Source organism: Nonomuraea candida, assembly GCF_000725485.1.
GTDB lineage: Bacteria > Actinomycetota > Actinomycetes > Streptosporangiales > Streptosporangiaceae > Nonomuraea > Nonomuraea candida.
Window position 1 is genome coordinate 18,544 of record NZ_JOAG01000043.1, and the last position, 23,265, is coordinate 41,808.

A 23,265-nucleotide genomic window follows, 5' to 3' on the forward strand; every position below is an offset into this window, starting at 1 on the left:
CGCCCTCGCCCACATGCTACTTCCCCGGATTCCCTCACTTTGAGTGACGATGCCGCCACGTTTCGGCCCCGCGCCGTACGGCGGTGTGCACGGCCCGGGCGATCCGCGCCCCCCACTCCGAGCGCGGCCCGCCGAAGACCTCCTGGGGCCCCTCCGCCGGCACGGCCACGCACACGGCGTCCGACGCCGTCCCCGTGCCCGCGAAGCCGGTCTCGACGAGCGCCTGCGTCTTCGCCTCCGTGACCGTCATCACCGTGTTGACCAGCGCCGCGTCCGTCATGGCCACGGGCGCGACGACGACGATGTTGACCGTGCCGACCCGCATGGGCGCCAGCTCGGGGTCCACGTGCCCCTCCGGCGCGGCGGCCCAGGTCGGCACCCGCAGCCCCACGGTCGCGTACGCCTCCACGCCCCCGTCGCGGGCCCGCACGTAGCGGTCGACGGAGGCCGCGGTCATCATGCCGACCCCGTCCCCCCGATCGGGCCCGAGCGACACCAGGTGATCGACCGGGTCCATCCGCGAGTAGCCGGCCACCACCTGCGCGTTCAGCACCCATTCCCGGGCCCCGATCCCGCCGCCCAGCATGGCGGAGGAGATCATCCGCCAGCCGGGCCCGAACTCCCACAGCAGCGCGCCGAGCCGGGTCCCCTCCTCCACGCGGTAGGTGAGCTTCACGGCCGCCCCCTCACCAGGTGCACCACGGGCCGGCCGTCCGGCCCGGGCTCGATCTTCACATGCGCGTCGAAGTGCCGGCCCACGAGCTCCTCGGTCAGCACCCGGTCGGGCTCCCCGGAGGCGGCCGCGCGGCCCTCGGTGAGCAGCAGGAGGGCGTCGGCGTACAGGCCGGCGACGGTGAGGTCGTGCAGGGTGGTGAGGACGGTCAGGCCGTCGGTGCGCCGCAGCCGGTCCACCAGCTCCAGCACCTGCTGCTGGTGCCCGAGGTCCAGCGCGGTGGTGGGCTCGTCCAGCAGCAGCACCGGGGCCTCCTGGGCGAGCGCCCTGGCGAGCACCACGCGCTGCCGCTCCCCGCCGGACAGCTCCCCGACCCGCCGCCCGGCCAGCGCCGTGAGGTCGAGGCGGTCCAGCACGGACTCGGTCACCTCGCGGTCGCGCCTGCTCTCCCGCCCCAGATACGGGATGTACGGCGTGCGCCCCAACAGCGCGTAGTCGAAGACCGTCATGTCGCGCGGCAGGGCGGGCGTCTGCGGCGCGTACGCCACCAGCCTGGCCCGCTCGCGCGGCTTGAGCGCCCCGGCCGGCCGGGAGCCGAACGCGACCTCCCCCCGGTGGGCGACCAGCCCCATGAGGGCCTTGAGCAGGGTGGACTTGCCGGCCCCGTTCGGCCCGATGACGGCCACCCAGGAGCCGCGCGGCACCTCCAGGTCCACGCCGGTCAGGACCTCGCGCTCCCCGAGCCGCACCGACAGGCCACGCGCGCTGATCACAGGGCCGCCCTCCTGGTCATGCGGAGCACGAGCACGAAGAACGGCGCGCCCACGAACATCGTCACCACGCCGATCGGCAGCTCGGCCGGCGCGATCACGGTACGGGCCACCAGGTCGGCCAGCACCAGGAAGGCCGCCCCGCCGAGCATCGACAGCGGCAGCACGATCCGGTACGAGCCGCCCGCGATCCGCCGCACGACGTGCGGGACGACGATGCCCACGAACCCGATCAGCCCGCTCACCGCCACCGCCGCCGCCGTGGCCAGCGAGGCGGCCAGCAGCACCAGGAACCGCACCCGGGAGGCCCGCAGCCCGAGGCTGGTGGCCTCCTCGTCGCCGACGGACAGCACGTCGAGCAGCCGCCCGTGCAGCAGGAGCAGCACGGAGGAGACGGCCGCGTACGGCAGCACCAGCCAGAACTGGTCCCAGCCGCCGCCGACGTCGCCGAGGATCCACGAGTAGATGCGCTGCAGCTCCTCGACCTTGAACTGCTGGACGAAGGTCTGGATGGCGGTCAGGAACGACGTGACCGCCACCCCCGCGAGCACGAGCGTGGCGGTGCCTCCGTCGCGCCCGGCGGTGTTGCCCAGCGTGTACGCCAGGAACACGCCCCCCACGGCTCCGACGAAGGCGGCCACCGGGACGCCGACCGCCATCGGGGGCAGCAGCACGATGGCCGCGGTCGCCGCCAGCCCGGCCCCGGCCGCGGCCCCGAGCAGGTAGGGGTCGGCGAGCGGGTTGCGGAACACGCCCTGGTACCCGGCGCCCGCCATGGCCAGCAGCCCGCCGACCACGGCGGCGACCAGCACGCGCGGCAGCCGCAGCTCGAACAGCAGCCCCTGCTCGACGGGGGCCAGCCCGGAGTCCACCTCGGTGAACGGCAGCCAGTCCGCGATCTGCAGCACGACCTGCCAGGGCGAGATGTCGGCGGCCCCGTCGAGCAGCCCGGCGATCATGCAGACGGCCAGCACGCCCAGGGCGCACACCACCCACAGGGGTCTGGCCCTGGACGGGCCGGCCTGCGTCACCACGTCAGCTCGTGCCCGCCTTCGGCCCGGCCTCGGCGACGGCCGCGCCGATGGTCTCGGCGAGCTCGACGACGCGCGGCCCCCAGCGGGAGGCGATGTCGTCGTCGAGCTGGATCACCCGGTCGTTCTTGATCGCCGACAGGCCCTGCCAGCCCGGCCGCTTGGCCAGGGTGTCCTTGCTCTGCTGGCAGCACTTGACGTCGGCCAGGAAGATCAGGTCGGGGTCGGCCTGGGCGACGAACTCGGCCGACAGCTTGGGATAGCCGCCGGCGGCGTCGGGCGCCTTGTCGGCGATGTTGGTCAGGCCGAACATCGCGTAGATCTGGCCGATGAAGGTCTGGGACGTGGCGGCGTACGGCGTCGTGTCGAGCTCGTGGTAGTAGGTCAGCTCGCCGCCCTTGGGGGCCTTGGCGGCCAGCTCCTCCATGGCCGACTTCATGCCGGCGACGACCTCGTCGGCCCTGGCCTTGTTGCCGGTGGCGGCGCCCAGCTCGGCGATCTCCTCGTAGGCGTCGTCGAGCTTGGTGGCCGAGGGCTGGTGCAGCACGGGCACGTTGACCTTGCCCAGCTCCGTCACGATCTTGTCGATGTCGTCGGAGACGATGACCAGGTCGGGCTTCTGGGCGACGATGGCCTCGACGTTGGGCTTGAAGCCGGACAGGTCGGTCTTCGGGGCCTCGGGCGGGTGGTTCGACTGCTCGTCCACCGCGACGACCTGGGGGCCCGCCCCGATGGCGAACAGCGTCTCGGTGTGGGTGGCCGACAGCGAGACGATCCGCTGCGGCCTCTTGGCGATGGTGACCTTGCCGTTGGCGGCCTCGACGGTGACGGGGAAGTCACCGGCGGAGGCCGTCGTCGCGGTGGGGGCGGGGGCGGGGGAGGCTGTGGTGCCGGCCTGACCGCAACCGGTCAGGACGAGCGTTCCCAGCAGCGCGCCCGCGAAGGCCATGCGTACGGGCCTCACGAGAAGTCCTTTCACACTGTTCGGAACCGAGAGACCCGCGTCGTCGCGACGGATCACCCTTTTCCACGAGGGTTGATGACGTCGGCGCAGAGGCAGGCGACCTGGCTATGACAGTTGCGGGACAGCGCCGGACTCGCACCGGACTTCGCTGCGCTCTGCGCGTCGGACGTACGTTATCAATGCCGTCGAAGTGCCCCTCGTCAAGGGCCGGGTTGCGCGGCGTACCGCCCGCTCACCATTCCACCGGCAGGCAGGTCAGGCCGCGGCCGACGATGGACCTGCGGTAGGAGAGCGCCTGCCCGGGCACGAGCCGCAGGCCGGGCAGCCGCCGGCAGAGCACCTCCAGCGCGGTGCGCAGTTGCAGCCGCCCGAGCGCGGCCCCGACGCAGAAGTGGATGCCGTGGCCGAAGACCAGGTGCTCGGCGGCGTTCGGCCGGTCGATCAGGAACCGCTCGGGGCCGGGGAAGACGCTCTCGTCGTGGCCGGCCGAGTCGGTGGACAGCAGGACGAGCGAGCCGGCCGGGATGGTCACGCCGTGCAGGGTGACGTCGGCGGCGGCGTACCTGAACGAGCCCAGCGAGGCCCCGTCGATGCGCATGCACTCCTCGGAGGCGTTCGCGATCCGCTCGGGCGGCACCGGCCAGCAGCCCTCGCGCAACAGCCGCAGGACGGTGTTGCCGAGCTGGTTGGGCACGGTGTCGTTGCCGCCGAGCAGGATCGTGGAGATCAGCTCCACCACCTCGCGGTGCGTCAGCTCCGTGCCGATGAGCGAGGTCATCAGGGAGGTGAAGTCGTCGCGGGGATCCTTGGCGCGCGCGGCGACCAGGCGGTCCACGTAGTCGAGGTAGTCCAGGAAGCCGCCGGCCAGTTCGAGCTGGCGGTGCGGCGGCTGCGGCGACAGGAAGAGCTGGAACCAGTCCTTGACGCGGGACCGGACGAACGCCTCGTCCGCCTCGGGCACGCCGATGAAGCGGGCGGTGAGCTTGATCGACGGCTCGTGCCCGAGGTCGGCGACGAAGTCGGCCCGCCCGCGCGGGGCCACCCGGTCGAGGAGGTCCTCGTTGAGCCGCCGGAACTCCTGCTCCATGGCCGCGACCGCGCGCGGCGTGAACGCCTTCGACACCGACCTGCGCAGCCGGGTGTGGTCGGGCGGGTCCACGTTGGCCACGAAGCTGGACAGGAACGAGCCGTGCTCGCCCAGCTTCTCCCTGGTCTCGCCGGTGAGGCTGCGCGAGATCGTCAGCGAGCCCTCGGAGGAGAAGCGGCGCGGGTCGCCGTACGCGGCGCGCACGTCGGCGTGGCGGGTCAGCACGTACGCGCCGAGGTGCGCGCTCCTGAACACCGGCGCCTCCCGGCGCAGCCGTGCCAGGAACGCGTAGGGGGCGGCGACGTGCCAGTCCGCGGTGACGTCGAAGTCCTCGATCATGCGAAGATCCTCCGCGGGTTGCCGGCGAGCATCTGGTGGATCTGGTCGTCCGTGACGCCCCGGGCGCGCAGCGCGGGCAGCACGTCGCGGGAGATGTGCAGCAGGTGGTAGTTCGGATGCCTGCGCCGTACCACCTCGGCGTCGAACCGGTCGTTGAAGCAGTACGAGTCGTGGCCCAGCACCATCCGCCCGGCGTGCCCGCGCTCGCACATCTCGGCCACGACCGCGACCCGGGCCTCGAACGGGCTGATCGTCTCGATGCCGAAGCGGTCCATGCCCAGGTACGACCCGTTGGCGACCAGCTCCTCCAGGTAGGCCAGGTCGGTCGAGTCGCCGGCGTGCCCGATGACCACCCGGCCCAGGTCCACGCCCAGCGAGGCAAGCAGCTTCTGCTGCTCCAGCCCGCCCCTGGAGGCGCTGTGGGAGTGGGTGGTGATCGGCGCGCCGGTGGCCAGGTGCGCCTCGGCGACGGCCCGGAACACCCGCTCGCACCCCTTGGTGAGGCCGAGGTGGTCGGAGGCGCACTTGAGCATGGCGGCCTTGACGCCGGTGCGCCCGATGCCCTCGGTGAGGTCCCGGACGAAGAACTCGGCCAGCCGGTCGGGCCCGCCGAACAACGACCCCGGCCCCCGGTTGCCGAAGTACGGGGGCAGCGCGTCGTAGGTGTAGAGCCCGGTGGCGGCCACGATGTTCACGGCGGTCAGCTCGGCCACCCGCTGCACGGCCGGGACGTACCTGCCCAGCCCCACCACGGTCAGGTCCACGATGGTGTCCACGCCCGCGGCCTTGAGCGCGTCCAGCTTGCCCGCCGCCTCGCGGGCCCGCGTCTCCAGGTCCCACCCCTCGGGCAGGTCCGGCCAGTTCCACAGGATCTCCGGGCTCAGCCCGAAGACGTGCTCGTGCATGAGCGTCGCCCCGAGGTCGGCGACCGGGCCTCTCACGGTCTCAGGCACGGGAACCTCTCGTGCTCGAACGGCCGGTTGATCTGGAGCCCGAGCCCGTCGGTCTGCTGGTAGGGCAGGCCGGTGTAGAGGGCGTCGGCGTCGAAGTAGGTCACGGTGAAGGACAGGCGGGGGCGGTCGCGGCGGTTGGCGGGCGCCCCGTGCACGGTCAGGGCGTGGTGCACGGTCGCGTCGCCGGCCCTGAGGTCGAGCGGCGGCGACAGCTCCAGCTCCTTCAGCCACGGGTGCTGGGTGAGCTGGTCGTCGCCGGGGCGGGTGAAGCTGCGGCCGAGCAGGCCGTACCGGTGGGAGCCGTCGTAGAAGCGCAGCGAGCCCATGTCGGCGGGCACGTCGGCCAGGGCCAGCCAGACGGTGAGCATGGCCGAGCGGTCCATCGGCATCCACGGGAAGTCCTGGTGGAACTCGGTGGCGCCGTGCTCGCCCGCCTCCTTGACCAGCAGGTTCGTCACCTGCACGCGCACGGCCCGGACGCCGCGCAGCAGCCGCACGGCGCCCTGGCCCATGGCGGGACTCAGGGCCAGGGCGCCGAACAGCTCGTCCGCCGCCGCGATGTCCCTCGACTGGCCGAACGCCTCGTCCACCAGCGTCCGCCGGCTCTTCGAGCGCTCGCGCAGGTAGCCGGCGGCTCGCTCGCGCAGCTCGGCCGCGACATCCGGCGGGACCAGCCGGCCCAGCCGCACCCATCCGTGCTCGATGAAGAAGGCGGCCTCGTCGTCGGTCACCTGGCGCACCGGGATCTCCATGCTGCACAGTCTCGCACCTAAAGCAAGCGCTTGGTAAGACCCGAACCCGCCCGTCCCGGACCTCCTCGGCGAAGCGGCGGACAGCGCCGCCGCCGGGCACGTACCGTGGTCACCTGGCTCCCCTCCGAGGCGAAAGTCGCCGGCGGGTTATCATCCCGAGCAAGCACTTGGTGGGAGGCGAGCATGCGACGACGGTTCAGGTTCGGCGCGGTGGTGCGCGAGGCCGGGTCGGCCAAGGCGTGGGCGGAGAAGGCCAGGCGGCTGGAGGGGTCGGGGTTCGACGTGCTGCTCGTGCCCGACCACCTGGTCGGCTCCCGCCTGGCGCCCCTCCCCGCCCTGACGGCCGCCGCCTGCGCGACCTCCAAGCTGCGCGTCGGCACGCTGGTCCTGGCCAACGACTTCCGGCACCCGGCCGTGCTGGCCAAGGAGCTGGCCACGCTCGACCTGCTGTCGGGCGGGCGGCTGGAGGTCGGCATCGGCACGGGCTGGATGGCCGGCGACTACACCGGGGCCGGGCTGCCGCTGCGCCCGCCCGGGATGCGGATCGAGCGGCTGCGCGAGGCGCTGGCCGTGCTCGACGGGCTCTGGGGCGAGGGGCCGTTCAGCTTCGACGGCGCGCACTACCGGATCTCGGGGCTCGACCAGCAGCCCAAGCCCGTGCAGCGGCCCCGGCCGCCGCTGGTGATCGGCGCGGGCGGGCGGCGCATGTTGCGGCTGGCGGCCGAGCGGGCGGACGTGGTGAACATCGGCACGCGGGTGCGCCCGGACGGCAGCGGCCCCGATCTCGCCGACGGCGGGCTGCGCTCCTTCCTGGACAAGCTCGCCCTCCTGCGCGAGGCCGCCGGCGACCGGTACGCGCGGCTCGAACTCGGCACCAGCGTGCTGCAGGTGGGCGAGCGGAAGGCGGAGGAGCCGTGGAGCGCGGCCGACAGCGCGGCGCTGGACGAGACGCCGCAGGTGCTCCTGGGCACCTGGTACGACATGGCCGACAAACTCCGCTATTGGCGAGATGAGCATGACATGTCGTATTTCGTGGTGCATCACGAGCGCGACCTGCCCGCCTTCGAGACGGTCGCGGAGGACCTCGCCACCTGACGGCGGGCGGCGATCGGCCGTGCCGGATGATGGGACACATGAATGAGATGCTGCTGCTTCGACACGGTGAGACCGAATGGAGCAAGGCGGGCAGGCACACGGGCCGTACCGACCTGCCTTTGACGGAGCACGGCGAGGAGCAGGCCAGGGCCCTGGCGCCGCTGGTCAAGGAGGCGTTCGAGCTGGTGCTGGTCTCCCCCGCCCAGCGCGCCAGGCGCACGGCGGAGCTGGCCGGGCTGACCGGTTACGAGGTGGACGCCGACCTGTGGGAGTGGGACTACGGCGGCTACGAGGGGATCACCACGCCGCAGATCCGCGAGGGCAGGCCGGGGTGGTACTTGTGGCGTGACGGCGTGATCCCCGGCGACGCGGAGCATCCCGGCGAGAGCGCCTCGGAGGTCGCGGTGCGCGCCGACCGGGTGATCGCGCGGGCCAGGGCGGCCGAGGGGCGGGTGGCGCTGGTGGCGCACGGCCACTTCCTGCGCGTGCTGGCCGCCCGCTGGCTGGGCCTGGCGCCGGAGGAGGGCAGGCTGCTGAGGCTGGACACCGGCACCTACTCGCGGCTGGGCTTCGAGCACGCCGAACCGGTGCTGCTGACCTGGAACGCCCCCGTGAGCTGACCGCGACGCCGTCAGCTCACCTTCGGGCGCAGGGCCGACTCGTGCAGGGCCCGGCTCACCAGCCGGCCGCGCAGCGACCCGAGCCCCGGGTCGTAGGACAGGGGACGCTCCCAGAGCGCGACGAACACGTTCTGGGTGATCTCCTCGGCATAGGCCCGGCTTCCGGTGACCTCGACCGCGACGCCGAACACGAACCGGCTGTGCTCGTCGTAGGCGTCGGCCAGCGCGTCGAGGTCACCGGCCGCGAGCCGGGCGCACAGGTCCATGTCGCTCATCAGTCGCATCCCAGCGTCGCGGCGGCGGCGATCAGGTCGCGGGCGAGGGCGGGGTCGCCCTCGGCGGCGTAGGGGAAACAGCCGGCCGGCCACCTGCCGGCCAGCAGCCGGCAGAAGCCGACCGCGTCGGCGGAGACCAGCACGGCGACGTGGTCGGAGGCGGGCGAGAGCGGGATCGTCCAGGCGCCGCCTCCCGGGCCGGTCAGCACCACGGTGGCCGAGACGGCGCGGCGCGGCCCCTTCAGCGCGCGCGGCAGCAGCGCCAGGCCGAACTCGGCGATCATGTGCACGTGCTCGGGGGGCGGCGCGGCCCTGCACCGGCCGGTGGCGGCCCTGATGTCGTCGGCGTGCGTCCACGTCTCGAACGTGCGCTGGATCATCGCCTGCCGCAGCGGCGCGCGGGCCGGCCTGGCGCCCGCCAGGGCCACCTCCACGCCCAGCAGCACCTCGCCGCCCGCCGAGGCCCGCTCCAGCAGGGACCCCGCCTGCTCCCGCCAGCGCCGGCGCACCCGCGCGATCCGCCCACCGCCCGCCTCCGGCCCGGCCGGGCCCGCGCCGGGAACGCCCGCGCCGGGAACGCCGGCGCCGGGAACGTCCGTGCCGGGAACGCCGGCGCCGGGAACGTCCGTGCCGGGAGCGTCCGGGCCGGGAACGTCCCGACCGGCGGAGGGCACGCCCATGAAGCCCGCGACGGTCGCGTCGTTGGCCGTCAGGTGCTCGACCAGGTCCTTGACGGTGCCGTGCCGGGCGACCGGAGCCTCCCACTGCGGCGCGCTCAGGCCGGCGAGCAGCTCGTCCATGAGCGCCACCTGCTCGGCGTACGGCACCGCCACCGCCGACCATCCCGTCACGGCGGGGCCGCGCCGGCGGCGCGCCAGCGACAGGACGGCCTCACGCAGCGTGGGCGGCGGCTCGGCCGCCGGCTCCGGCCCGTCGAGCAGCGCGACGGCCGCCCCGCAGCCGGGGCACGAGGCGAGGTGGTCCTCCGGCCGCTGCCCGTCGTAGAGGTATGAGTCCGCCATGGCCACCTCCGCGGCCGACGCTAACCCGGCGGGCTCCCGGGGGCCAGGCGGGAGCCGGGGAACGGTGCCAGCAGCGTCTCACGCCAGCGGCCTTCCAGATAGTCGCGCGCCCGTTTTCCCCAGTCGAGCAGCCGGGAGTCGGGCGGCGCCTCGTCGTCGAGGCCGAGCGCGGCGTCCCTGGCGCGCTGGGTGGCCAGGTGGTCGTCGAGGGAGACGGCCCAGACGGTGACCGCCTCGGTGTCGCAGAACAGCACCTCGTACAGGCCGACGAGGGTGTGGCCGTGCTCGGCGAGCAGCGGGGCGCGTTCGGTGCGCACGGCGTGCAGGTAGTCGAGCGCGGCCCCGGGGCGTACGCGGGCGTCCTCGAAGAGGTAGAGCTCGGCGGCGGGCGCGCCGGACAGCGGCGGGCAGCCCGGCGCGGCGCCGAGCGGCCGGGAGAAGGCGGAGAAGCGCAGGTCGTCGATGTCGGACAGGAACAGGCGCTCGTCCACCCCCTGGTAGATCTCCATCATCTGCCGCCAGCCGCCGTCCCACCCGCCGTGGCAGTCCCACAGCGTGACGGCCTTGAACTGGGGGTGGCCGGTGATGCCGACGGCGTAGAAGGCGCCCACGAGGTCGATCTCGCGGGACCTGATGGACATGCCGGAAGTGAGCGCCGGGGCGGTGCGGGCCTCGTCCTCGCGCTTGTAGCGGGTCAGCCAGGTGAGGTACTCCAGCGGGCGCCTGGAGTTCATCGGCCGGAAGTCGACCTCCTCGATCAGGTGGATCGCGCGCCGCACGTCGCCTCCTAGACCAAGCGGTTGCTTGGCCTGAGGATAGCGATCAGGCCAGCGCCTGGGAAGGCTGCGGCCCCCGTCCCGTGAGCCACTCCAGGACCTGGCGGTGCCCGGAGGCGGCGTCCTCGAAGTGGCCCCAGTGCCAGTAGCGGGGCTGGTCGCGCAGGCCGGTCACCCAGGTGCGGTAGGAGACGGCGGCGCCGGTGGTCGCGGGCGCCACGCCGTAGGTGCGGATCACGACCTTGCCGCCCGGCGCGAACAGCACGTCGTCGGCGATCGGATACAGGGTCATCTGGTCGAGCATGATCCGATCCTCGCCGCAGGACGAGGCCGGGCGGTTACGCCTCCGGCGCGCCGCCGTTAAGCGGGCGCGCCGGAGGTTAACACGCCGTTACACGAGCAGGCCGTCGAACTCTCCGTCCTTCACACCGAGCACCAGGGCCCGGATCTCGTCACGGGTATAGATGAGGGCGGGGCCGTCGGGGAAGCGCGAGTTGCGCACCGCGATGCCCCCGTCGGGAAGCTCCGCGAGTTCCACGCAGTTGCCCTGCGAGTTGCTGTAGCGGCTCTTGCGCCAGGCGACCTGGGTGAGGTCCGCCGCCGGCATGCCGTTGTAGGTCTGGTTCATCTACATCTTTCTGAGAAGACCGCCGATGAGCTCGACGGTGCCCCCTGGCGTGGTGCTCTCCACGCACAACTGCTCCATGGCCGTGAGGTACGGGTCGATGTCCTCACGTTTGTCCAGGTACAGGGCACCCCAGAGCTGCTCGACATAGACAACGTCCGACAAGTCGGACTCGGGAAACCGCAAGATGCTGAACGCGCCCCCTTCAGCGGCGTGCTTGCCGAACCTGAAGGGCATCACCTGGATGGTGATGTTGGGAAGGGCAGCGACTTCCAGCAGATGCTGGAGCTGCTCGGACATGACCTCCCGCCCGCCGATGGTCCGTTTGAGCGCCGCCTCGTCGATGACGGCCCACAGGCGGGGTCCGTCTTTCTGGGTGAAGCGCTCCTGGCGCTGCATGCGCATATGCACGCGCCGTTCGATTCTCTCCGGACTCGCATCGGGGTTGCCAAGCTGAAAGACCGAACGCGCATACGAGGCCGTCTGCAGCAGGCCGGGCACGAACTGCACCTCATAGGTGCGGATCACGCTCGCCGCCTCCTCCAGGCCGATGTACGTGGTGAACCACGACGGCAGCTCGGCCGAGTACTTGTGCCACCACCCCGGGGTGTTGGCCTCGCGCACCATCTCCAGCAGGCCACGGCGCTCGGCATCGTCGACGACGCCGTACAAGGTGAGCAGGTCTTCCACGTCACGTGTCTTGAAGCCCACGCGGCCGAGCTCCATGCGGCTGATCTTGGACTCGGACGCCCGGATGTGGAATCCGGCCTGTGCCCGGTCGAGCCCGCTGGCCTCGCGGAGGCGCCTGAGACTCGCCCCCAGCATGATGCGCCGAACGGTCGAACCGGTACCGGGCGGATCAATCGACACGTGCTGCTCCTTGGTCGTTTCCTTGCAACGCGACGGGCCGCGCCGTTCTCGGCGGCCTCGCCGCACGTAGCGGAGTGCACCAGCGGTTTGTCGCAGATTGTTGCGGTCCACCGCGGGTAGCGGAGTATGCACTTCCAGTCTGTCACTTCACGGCCGAAAGATCATGGGCCGCGGACAAGATCCCCTTTCCCCCATATTGACCATTTGAGGGAAACCGTAGCGCGTGCACGAGTTGTCTGCACGTGCATTCGCTCTTGCACCTGCACGAGAGTTTGGCGCACAATGATCACGTGCAATCCACCACGGCACCCGGCCAGTGGACCACGTTCGATTGGTGGCCCCCAGTCGGCTGGTGGCCGGACGCGGCCAGCGATCTGCTGGTTCCCGGCCCGTCCACGAGTGCCACGTTCGTGCTCCCGCCCATCGCCTCCTCCGTCCATTCCGCCCGCAGCTTCACGGTGGGCACCCTGTCGGGCTGGGGGCTCGGCGAGCTGGCCGACAACATGGAGCTGGTGGTCTCCGAGCTCGCCACCAACGCGCTGCGCCACGGCCTGTGCCTCGACGACCCGGGCCGCGAGCGCTCGGTCCACATGTCCCTCGTCCGCCGGGGGCCACTGGTCACCAGCGCTTTCACCGATCCAGGGTCCTCGGTCCCGGTGCTGCGATACCCTGGGCCCCTTGACACCGGCGGCCTCGGACTCCACATCGTCGAATCGCTCAGCCTCCGCTGGGGCTGGTCCGCACTCGCACCTCACGGAAAGATCGTCTGGGCAGTCCTCTCCTGACCGGGGGTGATCTGCATTACCGTGGATGGTCATGGCTCACGGTGAGTTCCGCGCGCGACCCCATGAGAGTGCTGACAGATGGATGATCACCTGCTCGGCTGGCTGCGAACACTAGACGAAGACCGGCTCGGGCGCATCCTGGCCAACCGGCCCGACGCCATCGCCCCGCCCTGGCCCAGGAGACTCGACACCCTGGCCCAGCGGCTGGGCAACGGCTTCGCCGTGATGGAGGCGCTGCACGGCCTGCCGCTGCCCTGCCTGCAGCTCGCCGAGGCGGCCCTGGCCATGACCCGCCCCACCGCCGAGACGCTCGCGCGCTTTCTGGGCGTACAGCCCGACGACGTGACCATCTGGCTGGAGCACCTCTACGACCACGCGCTCGCCTGGCCCGGCGACGACGGCGTGATCCACCTCGCCGAGGGCGTCGCCCGCCACTGGCCGGCCCCGCTCAGCCTGGGCGAGCCGCTGGAGCACTACCTCAACTCCTGGTCCATCAGCAACGACGCGCTGCACGCGCTCGCCCGCTCCCTCGGCCTGCCCGCGCAGGGCGGCAAGCGCCGCCTGATCGCCCGGGTGATCGAGACGCTCGCCGACCCGGCCCGGGTCAAGGCGCTGATCCGCACCGCCCCCGAGGGCACCGTGTCCCTGCTCGACCGCTTCGCCTGGGAGGGCCCCGCGCTCGACGTCGACGGCGGCAGGTTCGTCGTCCACGGCACGCCCGAGCGGTGGTGCGCCGACCACGGCCTGCTCTTCCGGCCGAGCTGGCACAAGGCGGAGATCTCCCGCGAGGTGGCGATCTGCCTGCGCGGCCCCGGCTACACCCCGCCCTACCTGCCCGTGGCGCCCGAGGTGGCGACGATCCCGGTCGACCCCGAAGAGGTCGACCACCTGATGACGCTGGCCGCTCCGCACGTGGTCGAGCGCTGCGCGGCCCTGCTGGACAACGCCTCCAAGACGCCGCTGCCGCTGCTCAAGACCGGCGGCGTGGGCGTGCGCGAGGTGCGCAGGCTGGCCAAGGAGACCGGCTGCGACGAGGACGAGACGCGGCTGCTGCTCGAAGTGTGCGCGGTGGCCAGGCTGCTGGCCTGGGACGAGCCGTCCGGCGGCATGGTGCCCACCGAGCGGTTCGACCGGTGGCGGCTCGACGAGGGCTCGGCCCGGCTGCGGGTGCTGCTGGCGGCGTGGTGGCGGATGGAGCGCTCCTCGCTGCTCAAGACCGACGGCAAATACGGCACCGTGCTGGGCGACGACCCCGGGGGCGGCGCGGTGGCGGCGGTGCGCAGGGCCGTGCTGTCGGTGCTGGCCCACCTGCCCGCGGGCACCGCCTTCGCCGACCGCGACAGCCTGCTGGCCGCCGTCCACTGGCACGCTCCGCTGATCGACGAGACCCGCCTGCGCGAGTGCGCCCCCGCCGCCCTCGACGAGGCCCGGCTGCTCGGCCTGCTGGCCAACGACGCGCTGACCGACCTGGGCCGGGCGCTGGCCGCGCTGACGGCCCGGCCGGGCGACGAGAGCGACGACGCCGTCCCCATGGTCGAGCACGACCCGGTCCTGGCCGAGGCGGCCACCCGCGCGCTGGCCAGCGTGCGCAGGAGCGCGCTGTTCGGCCCCGACCTGACCGCGGTCGTCACGGGGCCGCCGTCGGCCGAGCTGGCGGCGCTGCTCGACCGGGCCGCCGACCGGGAGTCGCGCGGCGCGGCCTCGGTGTGGCGCTTCACCGGGCCCAGCGTGCGGCGGGCGCTCGACCAGGGCTACGAGGCCGACGAGCTGCTCGACGAGCTGGCCGCGGTGGGCACCATCCCGCAGCCGCTCGAATACCTGATCCGCGACACCGCCCGCCGGCACGGCGAGGTCACGGTCACCACGGTCGGCTGCGTGGTGCAGGCCGCCGACCCGGGGCTGCTGGCCGAGATCGCCGCGCACCGGCGGCTGGGGCGGCTGGGCCTGCGGCTGCTGGCGCCCACGGTGCTGGTCAGCAAGGCGCCGGCCGAGCGCACCCTGGCGGCCCTGCGCGAGGTCGGCTACTCCCCCGTGCCGGTCTCCGACACCGGAGAGATCACCATCCACCGGTCCAGGGCCGAGGAGCCCGGCACCGGCAAACTCATCCTGCTGCCCGGCGGGCAGGTGGCCGAGCTGTCGGAGTTCCCCGGCCTGGCCGAGCCGCAGCCGCCCGCCCACCTGCTGCTGGAGCCGGCGCCCGACCCGTACGAGCACGCCCGCCGCCTGGTCGCCGCCGGCCGGTCCGAAGGCGCCAAGAGCGGGCGCACCTGGGCGATCATCGGCAGGATGGCGACCCGGCTGCCGACGGCGCAGCAGTCGCTGCTCGGGTTCGTCGTCGACCGGGGCGTGCGCGCCGGCATCACGCTCACCGGCGGGCTGACCGCCACGATCAGCCACGGCGAGCTCAAGGGCGGCGCGCTGGACGCCTGGTGCGAAGAGGCGGGCGACTACCTGGAGTTCCCGCTCGCCGAGATCGTCGAGGTGCGGGGCGCCTACTGACGCGGCCGGACCCGCCGGAGCGCGGGCCTGCCGGAGCGCGGGCCCGCCGGAGCGCGGGCCTGCCGCGGCGGACGGGCCTGCCGCGGAGGGGCGGGCCCGCTGCGCGGCGGGCGGGCCTACGGCAGCGGGCGGGCCTTGGCCAGGTCGGCGGCGAGCCCCTCCAGCAGGGTGGCGTAGCTCTGGTAGCTGAAGGGCGCCTCGGCGTTCCACGGGTAGAGCTGCCCGGCCTTGACCGCGGGCAGCCCGGCGAAGGTCGGCTTCTTCATCATCTCGTCGGGCTTGAGCGCCTGGGTGCGCAGATCGTAGAGGATCACGTCGGCGTCGTACTCGTCGGCGTTCTCCCAGCTCAGCGTCTGGAAGGAGCCGCCTTCGTCCACCTTGGAGGGGGTGACGACGTCCAGGCCGGCGTTCTTGAGCTCCAGGAGGTCGGGCCACTGCGGCGGGTTGAACACCCACAGCGAGTCGGCGCCGCCGGACACGACGAGGATCTTGAGGTCCTTGAAGCGGGCGAGCTCCTTGGTGGCCGCCTCCACCCGGGCCTTGGCCTCGGCCACGCCCTCCATGCTCGCGCCGAGCGACGTGGCCAGCTCCTCGTACTTGCCGATCACCTGAGCGGCGGTCTTGCCGGTGATCGCGATGCCGGCGGTGGGGGCGACCTGCTCGATGGTGTCCTTGGACTTCTCGGGCACGTACCAGAGGGTGTCCTTGAGGTACATGCCGCTGACGAGGAGCTCGGGCTGGAGCGCGATGTACTGCTCGACGTTGAACTCGTCCCACACGTTGCCCAGGCCGGTGACCTTGGTGATGTCGACGTTGCCGACCTGCGGGTCCTTGCTGCCGTCCTTGAGCTTGTGCGGGCCGAACACCGCGATGGGCCGCACGCCGAAGTCCCACAGCGCCGCCGCCGCGCCGACCTGGGCCACGATCTTCGTGGGGGGCTGGGGCCGCGTCAGCTTCCTGCCGCGGTCGTCGGTGAACGTCCACGCCTGGGCGGGGGCGGAAGAGGCGGAGGAGGAGGCGGCGGACGTCGCGGACGGCGCCTGCGTCCCGCCGCCACCGCACGCCGCGAGCGTCAGGGCGGCGGCGAGCCCTGCCGCGCCCGCGAAGAAGCCTCTGCGCGCCAGTACCGGTCCCGACATGTACGTCTCCTAAGGTTAGGCTTGCCTGAGCGGTGGACCATTAGATTAGCCTTGCCTAAGTTCACCTTGCTAGGAGAGGGGGTCGGGTGCGCCCGGCTGAGGACACGGCTGCGGACACGGCTGCGGCCGGAGCGGGCCAGGCGGTGAGCACCACCCGGGCCGGGGCGAGCGACGAGCGGGCGGCCAGGGCACGCCCCCCGGTGCTCGTCGCGGGGCTGGTCGTCACGATCGCGTTATTGGCCCTCGTCGCCATGGCGAGCGTGGCGCTGGGCGCCCGTTCGGTGTCGTTCTCCACCGTGATCGACGCGTTCCTGGCGCCGAACGGCTCCAACGACCACACCGTCATCCGCGAGCTGCGCGTCCCGCGCACGCTGCTCGGCCTGGGCGTGGGCGCCACGCTGGGCCTGGCGGGCGCGCTCATGCAGAGCCTGACCCGCAACCCGCTGGCCGACCCCGGCCTGCTCGGCGTCAACGAGGGCGCGGCGCTCGGCGTCACGCTCGCGCTCGGCGTGTTCGGGCTGTCCGACCCCACCGTGTACATCTGGTTCGCCTTCGGCGGCGCCGCGCTGGCCTCCGCCATCGTGTACGCCCTGGCCTCCGCCAACCGCTCCGGCTCCAGCCCGGTGCGCCTGGCCCTGGCCGGGGTCGCGTTCGGCATGGTGTGCACGGCCGTCGCCTCGGCCATCCTGCGCATGGACTCCCAGACCTTCGACCGGATGCGGTTCTGGCTGGCCGGCTCGCTGGCCGGGCAGACGGCCGACACGCTCGTGCGGCTGGCGCCGTTCATGGTGGCGGGGCTGGTGCTCGGGCTGATGCTGGCCAGGCCGCTCAACACGCTCGCCCTCGGCGACGACGCGGGCAAGGCGCTGGGCGTGGCCGTCAACCGCACCAGGATCCTCACCGGCGTGGCCGTGACGCTGCTGTGCGGCGCGGCCACCGCGGCGGCCGGGCCGCTGTGGTTCGTCGGGCTGATCGTGCCGCACGCCGTGCGCGCCCTGGTGGGGCCGGACCAGCGGTGGGTGCTGCCGTACTCGGCGCTGGCCGCGCCGGTGCTGCTGCTCGGGGCCGACGTGGCAGGCCGCCTCATCGCCCGGCCCGGCGAGGTGCAGGTGGGCATCGTGTGGGCGATCGTGGGCGCGCCGATCTTCATCCTGCTGGCCAGGCGGAAGCGGGTGGCGGCCCTATGAGAGACGCCCCCGCCGGCGGGTCCCTGAACGTCCGCCTCGGCCCCTGGTCCGTCCGGCTCGCGCCGCGCGCCCTGCTCGTCAGCCTGCTCCTCCTCCTGGCCGGCCTCCTGGTGACCGTGGCGGCGCTGTCCACGGGCGAGTTCACCGTGCCGGTGCCCGACATCATCGGCGCGCTCTTCGGCCAGGGCACCCCGGTCGCCGAGCTGATCGTGGGCAAGCTGCGCGCGCCGCGCGTGGTGACCGGGCTGCTGGTCGGCGCCGCGTTCGGGATGGGCGGGGCCATCTTCCAGAGCCTGACCAGGAACCCCCTGGGCAGCCCCGACTTCATCGGCTTCACCGCCGGCGCCTCCACCGGCGGCATCATCGCCGTCGTCGCGGGCGGCTCCGCCCTGACGATCGCGGGCGGCGCGCTGGCCGGCTGCGTGGTGACGGCCGTGCTGGTGTACGCGCTGGCCTACCGGGGCGGCGTGCAGGGCTACCGGCTGGTCCTGGTCGGCATCGGGGCCAACGCGCTGCTACTGGCGGTCAACTCCTACATCCTGACCCGGGCCAACATCAACGACGCCGCCACCGCGGGCGCCTGGCTCACCGGCAGCCTCAGCGGGCGCGGCTGGGAGCACGCGCGGCCCGTCGCGCTGGCGCTGCTGGTGCTGCTGCCACTGTGCGCGTACATCTCCCGGCCGATGCGGATGATCGAGATGGGCGACGACGCGGCCAAGGCCATGGGCGTCAGGGTCGAGGCGGTGCGCGCGGCGGCCATCGCGGCCGGCGTGCTACTGACCGGGGTGGCCACGGCCGCCGCCGGGCCCGTCATCTTCGTGGCGATGGCCGCGCCGCAGCTCGCCCGGCGGCTCACCCGCTCCCCCGGGGTGACCCTGGCCTCCTCCGCGCTCATGGGCGCCGTCCTGCTGACCGCCGCCGACCTGGCCGCGCAGCGGCTGCTGGCCCCCACCCAGCTCCCCGTCGGCGTGCTGACCGCCGCCATCGGCGGTACGTACCTCGTGCTGCTCCTCCGAAAGGACCGCCACTGATGGCCTCGCTCGAAACCTCCGGCTCCCGCCTGACCGGCACCGGCCTGACCCTCGCCTACGACCAGCGCGTGGTGGCCACCGGCCTGAGCGTGGCGATCCCGGACGAGTCCTTCACGGTGATCATCGGCCCGAACGCCTGCGGCAAGTCCACCCTGCTGCGGGCGCTGGCCAGGATGCTCAAGCCGAAGGCGGGCGCCGTGCACCTCGACGGCAGCGTGATCACCTCGCTGCCGTCGAAGGAGGTGGCGCGGCGGCTCGGGCTGCTGCCGCAGAGCTCCATCGTGCCCGACGGCATCACCGTGGCCGACCTGGTGGCGCGCGGCCGCTACCCGCACCAGAAGCTCATGCGGCAGTGGTCGAAGGCCGACGAGGCGGCGGTGGACGAGGCCATGCGCGCCACCGACGTGACCGAGCTGGCCGACCGGATCGTGGACGAGCTGTCGGGCGGGCAGCGGCAGCGGGTGTGGCTGGCCATGGCGCTGGCGCAGGAGACGCCGATCCTGCTGCTGGACGAGCCGACCACGTTCCTGGACATCTCCCACCAGATCGAGGTGCTCGACCTGTGCGCGGAGCTGCACGAGGCGGGGCGGACCATGGTGGCCGTGCTGCACGACCTGAATCAGGCGTGCCGGTACGCCACGCACCTCATCGTGATGAAGGCCGGGCGGATCCTGGCCGAGGGCGACCCGACGGAGATCGTCACGCCGGAGCTGGTGCGTGAGGTGTTCGACCTGCGCTGCGAGATCATCCAGGACCCGCAGTCCGGCACCCCGCTCATCGTCCCCGAGGCCCGCCGCCGCGTCCCCGCCACCGCCGCCTTCTGACGGCGCCGGCCGTCCTGACGGGCCCGGCACCGGTTTCCTGCTCGGGCCCGGCGCCGGCCGGCCTTCCGGTGGTGGTCAGAGTGCCGCGCAGCGGCGTACCGCGAGCAGGGCCAGGGCCCGGGTGACCTCGCGCAGCTCGCGCAGCTCGACCTGCTCCCTCGGCGCGTGCGCGTAGCGCACGTCACCGGGGCCGTAGTGCAGGGTCGGGATGCCGCCCGCCGCGTACAGCCGCAGGTCGCTCCCGTACGGCGCGGCCGTCTCGGCGGGCCGCCGGCCGGTCGTCTCCTCCACCGCCCGCCCGACCTGGCCGAGCAGCTCGTGCCCCGCGGGCAGCCGGCCGCTGGCGAACTGCCCGCCCGGCCAGGTCACCACCGGCGGGTTGGCCCGCAGCCACGGGTCGGCGACGCCGGCGACCGCCTCCTCGAACGCGGCCCGCGCCGCCGCCGGGTCCTCGTCCAGCCGCACCCCGAGCCGCCCCTCCGCGACCAGCAGGTCGGGCACGGTGCTGGCCCAGTCGCCCGCGCGCACGGTGCCGATCTCGATCGGGTACGGCATCGTGTTGCCCGCGAAGAGCTCGGGGACGTCCCTGTTGCGCTCGGCCTCCAGCCGCCTGATCGCCTCGAACACGGGCCAGAACGCCTCGATCGCGTTGACCCCTTCGTACCGGGTGGCGCCGTGCGCGGCCCGCCCGGCGATCTCCAGCCGGAACGTCAGCGCGCCCGCGTTGGCCGTGATGACCGCGCCGCCGGTCGGCTCGCTGATCACCGCGGCCTCGGCCGTGTGGCCCCTGGCCAGGGTGGCGAACGCGCCGAGCCCGCCGTCCTCCTCGCTGATCACGCAGTGCACGGCCAGCGGCCTGGCCAGCCTGACCCCGGCCCTGGCGATGGCGCGGGCCACGGCCAGGTTGGCCACCAGGCCGGCCTTCATGTCGCACGCTCCCCTCCCGTGCAGCACGTCGCCGGTGATCCGGGCGGCGAACGGGTCGCTGCCCGCCCACTTGGCCAGATCGCCGGTCGGCACGACGTCCACGTGGCCCTGCAGCGCCAGCGCGGGCGGGCCCTCGCCGCCGGGGGTGACGGCCGCGACGCCGTACCCCTCGGTCCTGGGGGCCTCGGTGCCGGGGAAGCCGGGGCGGGCGGTCAGCCCGGCCAGGTCGAGCTTCCAGACGTCCACCTCCATGCCGGCCTCGGTGAGCAGGCGGGCGAAGCGGTGCTGCAGGTCGGACTCGGCGTCGGTGCCGGTGACGCTGGGGACCCTGACGGTCTCGGCCAGCAGGTTGACGGTCTCCGCCTCGTCGATGGCGTTGAGGACCCGGGCTTCCACGTCGTGCATGGTGCACACCCTCTCATGAACCTTCACCCGCCTTCGTGGAGATACAGGACGTGCGTACCTGGATGAGCTGGATCGTGGTGGTTCCCTGCGGAGTGTGGGCGGCGCTGCGGCTGAGCGGCTTCGAGCCGGAGTGGCCGTGGGTGCCGCTGGTGTCGTTCACGCCGTACGTGGGGGCCGCCGCCGTGCTGGCCCTGGCGCTGGCCTGCGTGCTGCGGCGGTGGGCGGCCGGCACGGTGGCGCTCGTGTCGGTGCTGGCGCTGACGCCCGCCCTGCTGCCCCGCGCGCTGCCGGACGGCAATCCCGGCGCCGAGGGGGCCACGCTGCGGGTACTGGCGGCCAACCTGATGGTCGGCAAGGCCCGCACGGAGGAGCTGATGGCCCTGGTGGAGCGGTGGCGGCCGGACGTGCTGACGTTGCAGGAGCTCACCCCGGACGCGATGCGCCGGCTGGAGCGGGCGGGGCTGCGCCGCACGCTGCGGCACGCCGTGACCAGGCCGCTGACCGGGGTGGGCGGATCGGCCGTGTACGCGCGGCATCCGCTCAAGGAGGCCGGCTACCTCAAGATCGGCGCGTTCGGCCAGGCCAGGGCGTGGCTGGCGCATCCCGGCGGCGCCCGGATCGAGGTCGTGTCCGTGCACCCGTGCGCGCCCAAGCGGCTCGGGCGGCAGCCGTGCTGGCGGGCCGGGCTCGACGCGCTGCCCCGGGCCGGCCGGGACGCGCCCCGGGTGCTGGCGGGCGACTTCAACGCCACGCTCGACCACCTGCCGATGCGCGAGCTGCTGGCCTCCGGCTACCGGGACGCCGCCGACGTGACGGGGCAGGGGTTCGTGCCGACCTGGCCGCAGTTCGGGCCGTGGTGGCAGTCGCCCGGGGTGGCCATCGACCACGTGCTGGCGGACGAGCGGATGGCGGTGCGCGGCTTCGCGGTGCTCACGCTCCACGGCACCGACCACCGCCCGGTGTTCGCCGAGCTCCGGCTGCCCTGAGCCCGCACGCCGGCCGGGGGCTTGGAGGGGTGGCGGTTACGTTGGGTGGCGGAGTGCGGGCGTCCCGGGAAGACCGGGTGTCCGCTTGCTCGTAAACTGGAGCGCGTGGTAGAGCCCAAGTTCGAGATTCAGATGCTGCACGACCGGGTCATGATCAGGTTGGAGCAGGAGGCCGAGGAGCGGCGCAGCGGCTCCGGGATCGTCATTCCCGCGACGGTCAAGATGGCCAACCGGCTCGCCTGGGGCGAGGTCTGCGGCGTCGGCACGAACGTGCGCTCGGTCAAGGTGGGCGACAAGGTGCTGTTCAACCCGGAGGACCAGTTCGAGGTCGAGGTGCACGCCAAGGTCTACCTGGTGATGCGCGAGCGCGACCTGCACGCGGTGGCCACCCAGGAGACCGACCACGGCACCGGCCTCTATCTGTGACGAGGTGGCGTCTCCCCGAGCCCTGGTGAATCCGCCGGGCCCTGGTGGATCTCCCTACGTCCTGGTGAACCGCCTGGATCCCGGCGAGTCTTCCTGGCGACTGGTGGATCTTCCGGGTCCTGGTGGAGTTTCTAGGTCCTGGTGAAGGAGAGCCACAACTCGGCCGCCCACGCCCGCGCGGGCAGGGCGGCCGGCACGCGCGTGACCCGGCCGCGCAGGTCGAGCACCGACAGGCGGTAGGCGCCCCGGTGGGCCATGACGGCGATCACGTGCCGCTCGTCCCACCAGCCGAGCAGCGCCTCCGGCCGCGCGTCCACCCGCCGCGCGATCCGGCCGGTGGCCGGATCGACCAGGCAGAGCTGCTCGTCGAAGCGCGACGGGCACCAGGTGGCCAGCCGTTTCCCCGAGGGCGAGAAGGAGCTCTCGGGGCCGGTCGGCAGGCCCACCCTCGCGAACGTGCGCAGCACCGCCCCGTCGGTGTGCCGGTAGAAGCGCAGGCCGCCGCCGTGCGCCGAGACGAGGTCGCCGCCGGGGCTCCACCAGAAGGCGGCGTCGGCGGGCAGTCCCGCGATCCGGACCGTGCGGGCGGTCTTGGCGGCCACGTCCACGACGGTGAAGCCCAGCACCCGCCACTTGCCGCCGCTCTTCCGCTCGACCGTGAGCGCGATCCGCCGGCCGTCCCGCGACCAGGAGACCCGGGAGGCCGTCAGCGGCTTGCGCACCGTGCGGACCCGGGTGGTCTGTCCGGTGGCTCTGCCGGTGAGGACGAGCACGTCCTGGCCGGAGCGGTACGAGGCGGGCACGCCGGCCGTCCACCGGCCGTCCGGCGCGACGGACACCTCGGACAGCGTCGTCAGCCTGGTGAAGGAGTTGCCGGTGGCGGATCGCAGGTAGGTGCGCCGGGTGCCGAGGCCGTAGGCGGCGAGGCGTACCGGGTCGCCCGGTTTTTCGTGATATTTCATGCCGCCTGTGCCCGGCAGCACCAGCTCGGCCGGCGGTGGCGCCACGAGGGCGGCGGGCGCCACCGCCGGCCCCGCCACCATGGACGCCACGAGGGCGAGGTGAGCGATCACGCCCGCAGAATAGACAGCGCAGCGCCGAATCCGGCCCGGGGATAACGACCCGGTCTGGAAACGACGCCCCTCGCGGCCACCGTCCCGACGAAGCAGATCCCGGACGAAGCCGAACCGGACGAAGCGCGGCC

At 73.2% G+C, this 23,265-nt stretch carries 25 protein-coding genes; 9 read left to right on the forward strand and 16 right to left on the reverse strand.

Going from position 1 to position 23,265, the window contains the following annotated elements:
• Positions 1–34: 34 nt before the first annotated feature.
• From IO39_RS34025 to IO39_RS34055, 7 genes are all read right to left on the reverse strand, one after another.
• Positions 35–676 carry an adenosylcobinamide amidohydrolase gene (locus IO39_RS34025; protein WP_043632051.1) on the reverse strand — a complete coding sequence of 214 codons (642 nt, stop codon included), beginning with the start codon at positions 674–676 and terminating at the stop codon, positions 35–37.
• Positions 673–1,446 (reverse strand): ABC transporter ATP-binding protein, encoded by a 774-nt coding sequence (locus tag IO39_RS34030; RefSeq protein WP_043632053.1) that lies wholly within the window; start codon positions 1,444–1,446, stop codon positions 673–675. Before IO39_RS34030 ends, IO39_RS34025 begins: the two co-directional genes overlap by 4 nt.
• Positions 1,443–2,477: a FecCD family ABC transporter permease gene (locus IO39_RS34035; protein WP_245642459.1), complete on the reverse strand. Its 1,035-nt coding sequence runs from the start codon at positions 2,475–2,477 to the stop codon at positions 1,443–1,445. The genes IO39_RS34030 and IO39_RS34035 overlap by 4 nt, the downstream gene beginning before the upstream one ends.
• Before the next feature lies 1 nt (position 2,478).
• A complete protein-coding gene (locus IO39_RS34040) occupies positions 2,479–3,438 on the reverse strand; it encodes an ABC transporter substrate-binding protein (protein WP_211267261.1) in 960 nt (319 codons plus the stop codon).
• Between the two features lie 232 nt (positions 3,439–3,670).
• On the reverse strand, positions 3,671–4,864 hold the full coding sequence (locus tag IO39_RS34045) for a cytochrome P450 (RefSeq protein ID WP_043632059.1): 1,194 nt from the start codon (positions 4,862–4,864) through the stop codon (positions 3,671–3,673).
• A complete protein-coding gene (locus IO39_RS34050; protein ID WP_043632062.1) occupies positions 4,861–5,817 on the reverse strand; it encodes a phosphotriesterase family protein in 957 nt (318 codons plus the stop codon). The genes IO39_RS34045 and IO39_RS34050 overlap by 4 nt, the downstream gene beginning before the upstream one ends.
• On the reverse strand, positions 5,802–6,569 hold the full coding sequence (locus IO39_RS34055) for a phytanoyl-CoA dioxygenase family protein (protein ID WP_052423707.1): 768 nt from the start codon (positions 6,567–6,569) through the stop codon (positions 5,802–5,804). The genes IO39_RS34050 and IO39_RS34055 overlap by 16 nt, the downstream gene beginning before the upstream one ends.
• A gap of 183 nt (positions 6,570–6,752) precedes the next feature.
• On the opposite strand from IO39_RS34055, the gene IO39_RS34060 reads away from it, so the two are divergent.
• On the forward strand, positions 6,753–7,664 hold the full coding sequence (locus IO39_RS34060; RefSeq protein ID WP_043632065.1) for a TIGR03621 family F420-dependent LLM class oxidoreductase: 912 nt from the start codon (positions 6,753–6,755) through the stop codon (positions 7,662–7,664).
• Between the two features lie 38 nt (positions 7,665–7,702).
• A complete protein-coding gene (locus tag IO39_RS34065) occupies positions 7,703–8,284 on the forward strand; it encodes a histidine phosphatase family protein (RefSeq protein WP_043632067.1) in 582 nt (193 codons plus the stop codon).
• Positions 8,285–8,295: 11 nt separating this feature from the next.
• Here IO39_RS34065 and IO39_RS34070 read toward each other — a convergent pair whose 3' ends face one another.
• From IO39_RS34070 to IO39_RS34095, 6 genes are all read right to left on the reverse strand, one after another.
• Positions 8,296–8,559, reverse strand: a complete 264-nt coding sequence (locus tag IO39_RS34070; protein WP_052423708.1) for a sigma factor — start codon at positions 8,557–8,559, stop codon at positions 8,296–8,298.
• Positions 8,559–9,581, reverse strand: coding sequence for a maleylpyruvate isomerase family mycothiol-dependent enzyme (locus IO39_RS34075; RefSeq protein WP_043632071.1), 1,023 nt, complete (start codon positions 9,579–9,581; stop codon positions 8,559–8,561). Before IO39_RS34075 ends, IO39_RS34070 begins: the two co-directional genes overlap by 1 nt.
• Before the next feature lie 20 nt (positions 9,582–9,601).
• A complete protein-coding gene (locus IO39_RS34080) occupies positions 9,602–10,360 on the reverse strand; it encodes a hypothetical protein (protein ID WP_043632074.1) in 759 nt (252 codons plus the stop codon).
• Positions 10,361–10,403: 43 nt separating this feature from the next.
• Positions 10,404–10,661, reverse strand: a complete 258-nt coding sequence (locus tag IO39_RS34085; protein WP_043632077.1) for a hypothetical protein — start codon at positions 10,659–10,661, stop codon at positions 10,404–10,406.
• 87 nt (positions 10,662–10,748) lie between these two features.
• Positions 10,749–10,985 (reverse strand): DUF397 domain-containing protein, encoded by a 237-nt coding sequence (locus IO39_RS34090; protein WP_043632079.1) that lies wholly within the window; start codon positions 10,983–10,985, stop codon positions 10,749–10,751.
• A complete protein-coding gene (locus IO39_RS34095; RefSeq protein ID WP_500690339.1) occupies positions 10,986–11,852 on the reverse strand; it encodes a Sco1979 family transcriptional regulator in 867 nt (288 codons plus the stop codon). It lies immediately after the preceding gene.
• A 290-nt stretch (positions 11,853–12,142) separates the two neighbouring features.
• On the opposite strand from IO39_RS34095, the gene IO39_RS34100 reads away from it, so the two are divergent.
• Positions 12,143–12,637 (forward strand): ATP-binding protein, encoded by a 495-nt coding sequence (locus tag IO39_RS34100; protein WP_052423724.1) that lies wholly within the window; start codon positions 12,143–12,145, stop codon positions 12,635–12,637.
• Between the two features lie 78 nt (positions 12,638–12,715).
• Complete coding sequence (locus IO39_RS34105; RefSeq protein ID WP_043632082.1) at positions 12,716–15,136, forward strand: helicase-associated domain-containing protein; 2,421 nt, start codon at positions 12,716–12,718, stop codon at positions 15,134–15,136.
• 116 nt (positions 15,137–15,252) lie between these two features.
• Here IO39_RS34105 and IO39_RS34110 read toward each other — a convergent pair whose 3' ends face one another.
• Complete coding sequence (locus IO39_RS34110) at positions 15,253–16,275, reverse strand: ABC transporter substrate-binding protein (RefSeq protein WP_043632086.1); 1,023 nt, start codon at positions 16,273–16,275, stop codon at positions 15,253–15,255.
• 143 nt (positions 16,276–16,418) lie between these two features.
• On the opposite strand from IO39_RS34110, the gene IO39_RS34115 reads away from it, so the two are divergent.
• Genes IO39_RS34115 through IO39_RS34125 form a run of 3 tightly spaced genes read left to right on the forward strand, consistent with a single transcriptional unit; the run spans position 16,419 to position 19,317 of the window.
• Positions 16,419–17,462 (forward strand): FecCD family ABC transporter permease, encoded by a 1,044-nt coding sequence (locus IO39_RS34115; RefSeq protein ID WP_043632090.1) that lies wholly within the window; start codon positions 16,419–16,421, stop codon positions 17,460–17,462.
• Positions 17,459–18,493 carry a FecCD family ABC transporter permease gene (locus IO39_RS34120; RefSeq protein WP_043632091.1) on the forward strand — a complete coding sequence of 345 codons (1,035 nt, stop codon included), beginning with the start codon at positions 17,459–17,461 and terminating at the stop codon, positions 18,491–18,493. Before IO39_RS34115 ends, IO39_RS34120 begins: the two co-directional genes overlap by 4 nt.
• Complete coding sequence (locus IO39_RS34125) at positions 18,493–19,317, forward strand: ABC transporter ATP-binding protein (RefSeq protein ID WP_043632095.1); 825 nt, start codon at positions 18,493–18,495, stop codon at positions 19,315–19,317. The genes IO39_RS34120 and IO39_RS34125 overlap by 1 nt, the downstream gene beginning before the upstream one ends.
• Before the next feature lie 75 nt (positions 19,318–19,392).
• Here IO39_RS34125 and IO39_RS34130 read toward each other — a convergent pair whose 3' ends face one another.
• Positions 19,393–20,649, reverse strand: coding sequence for an ArgE/DapE family deacylase (locus IO39_RS34130; protein WP_043632098.1), 1,257 nt, complete (start codon positions 20,647–20,649; stop codon positions 19,393–19,395).
• Between the two features lie 50 nt (positions 20,650–20,699).
• On the opposite strand from IO39_RS34130, the gene IO39_RS34135 reads away from it, so the two are divergent.
• Positions 20,700–21,635: an endonuclease/exonuclease/phosphatase family protein gene (locus IO39_RS34135; protein WP_157549233.1), complete on the forward strand. Its 936-nt coding sequence runs from the start codon at positions 20,700–20,702 to the stop codon at positions 21,633–21,635.
• Positions 21,636–21,740: 105 nt separating this feature from the next.
• Positions 21,741–22,061 (forward strand): GroES family chaperonin, encoded by a 321-nt coding sequence (locus IO39_RS34140; protein ID WP_043632105.1) that lies wholly within the window; start codon positions 21,741–21,743, stop codon positions 22,059–22,061.
• A 131-nt stretch (positions 22,062–22,192) separates the two neighbouring features.
• Here IO39_RS34140 and IO39_RS34145 read toward each other — a convergent pair whose 3' ends face one another.
• Entirely contained in the window at positions 22,193–23,134 is a 942-nt protein-coding gene (locus tag IO39_RS34145) for a TolB family protein (protein ID WP_052423710.1), read from the reverse strand.
• Positions 23,135–23,265: the final 131 nt, after the last annotated feature.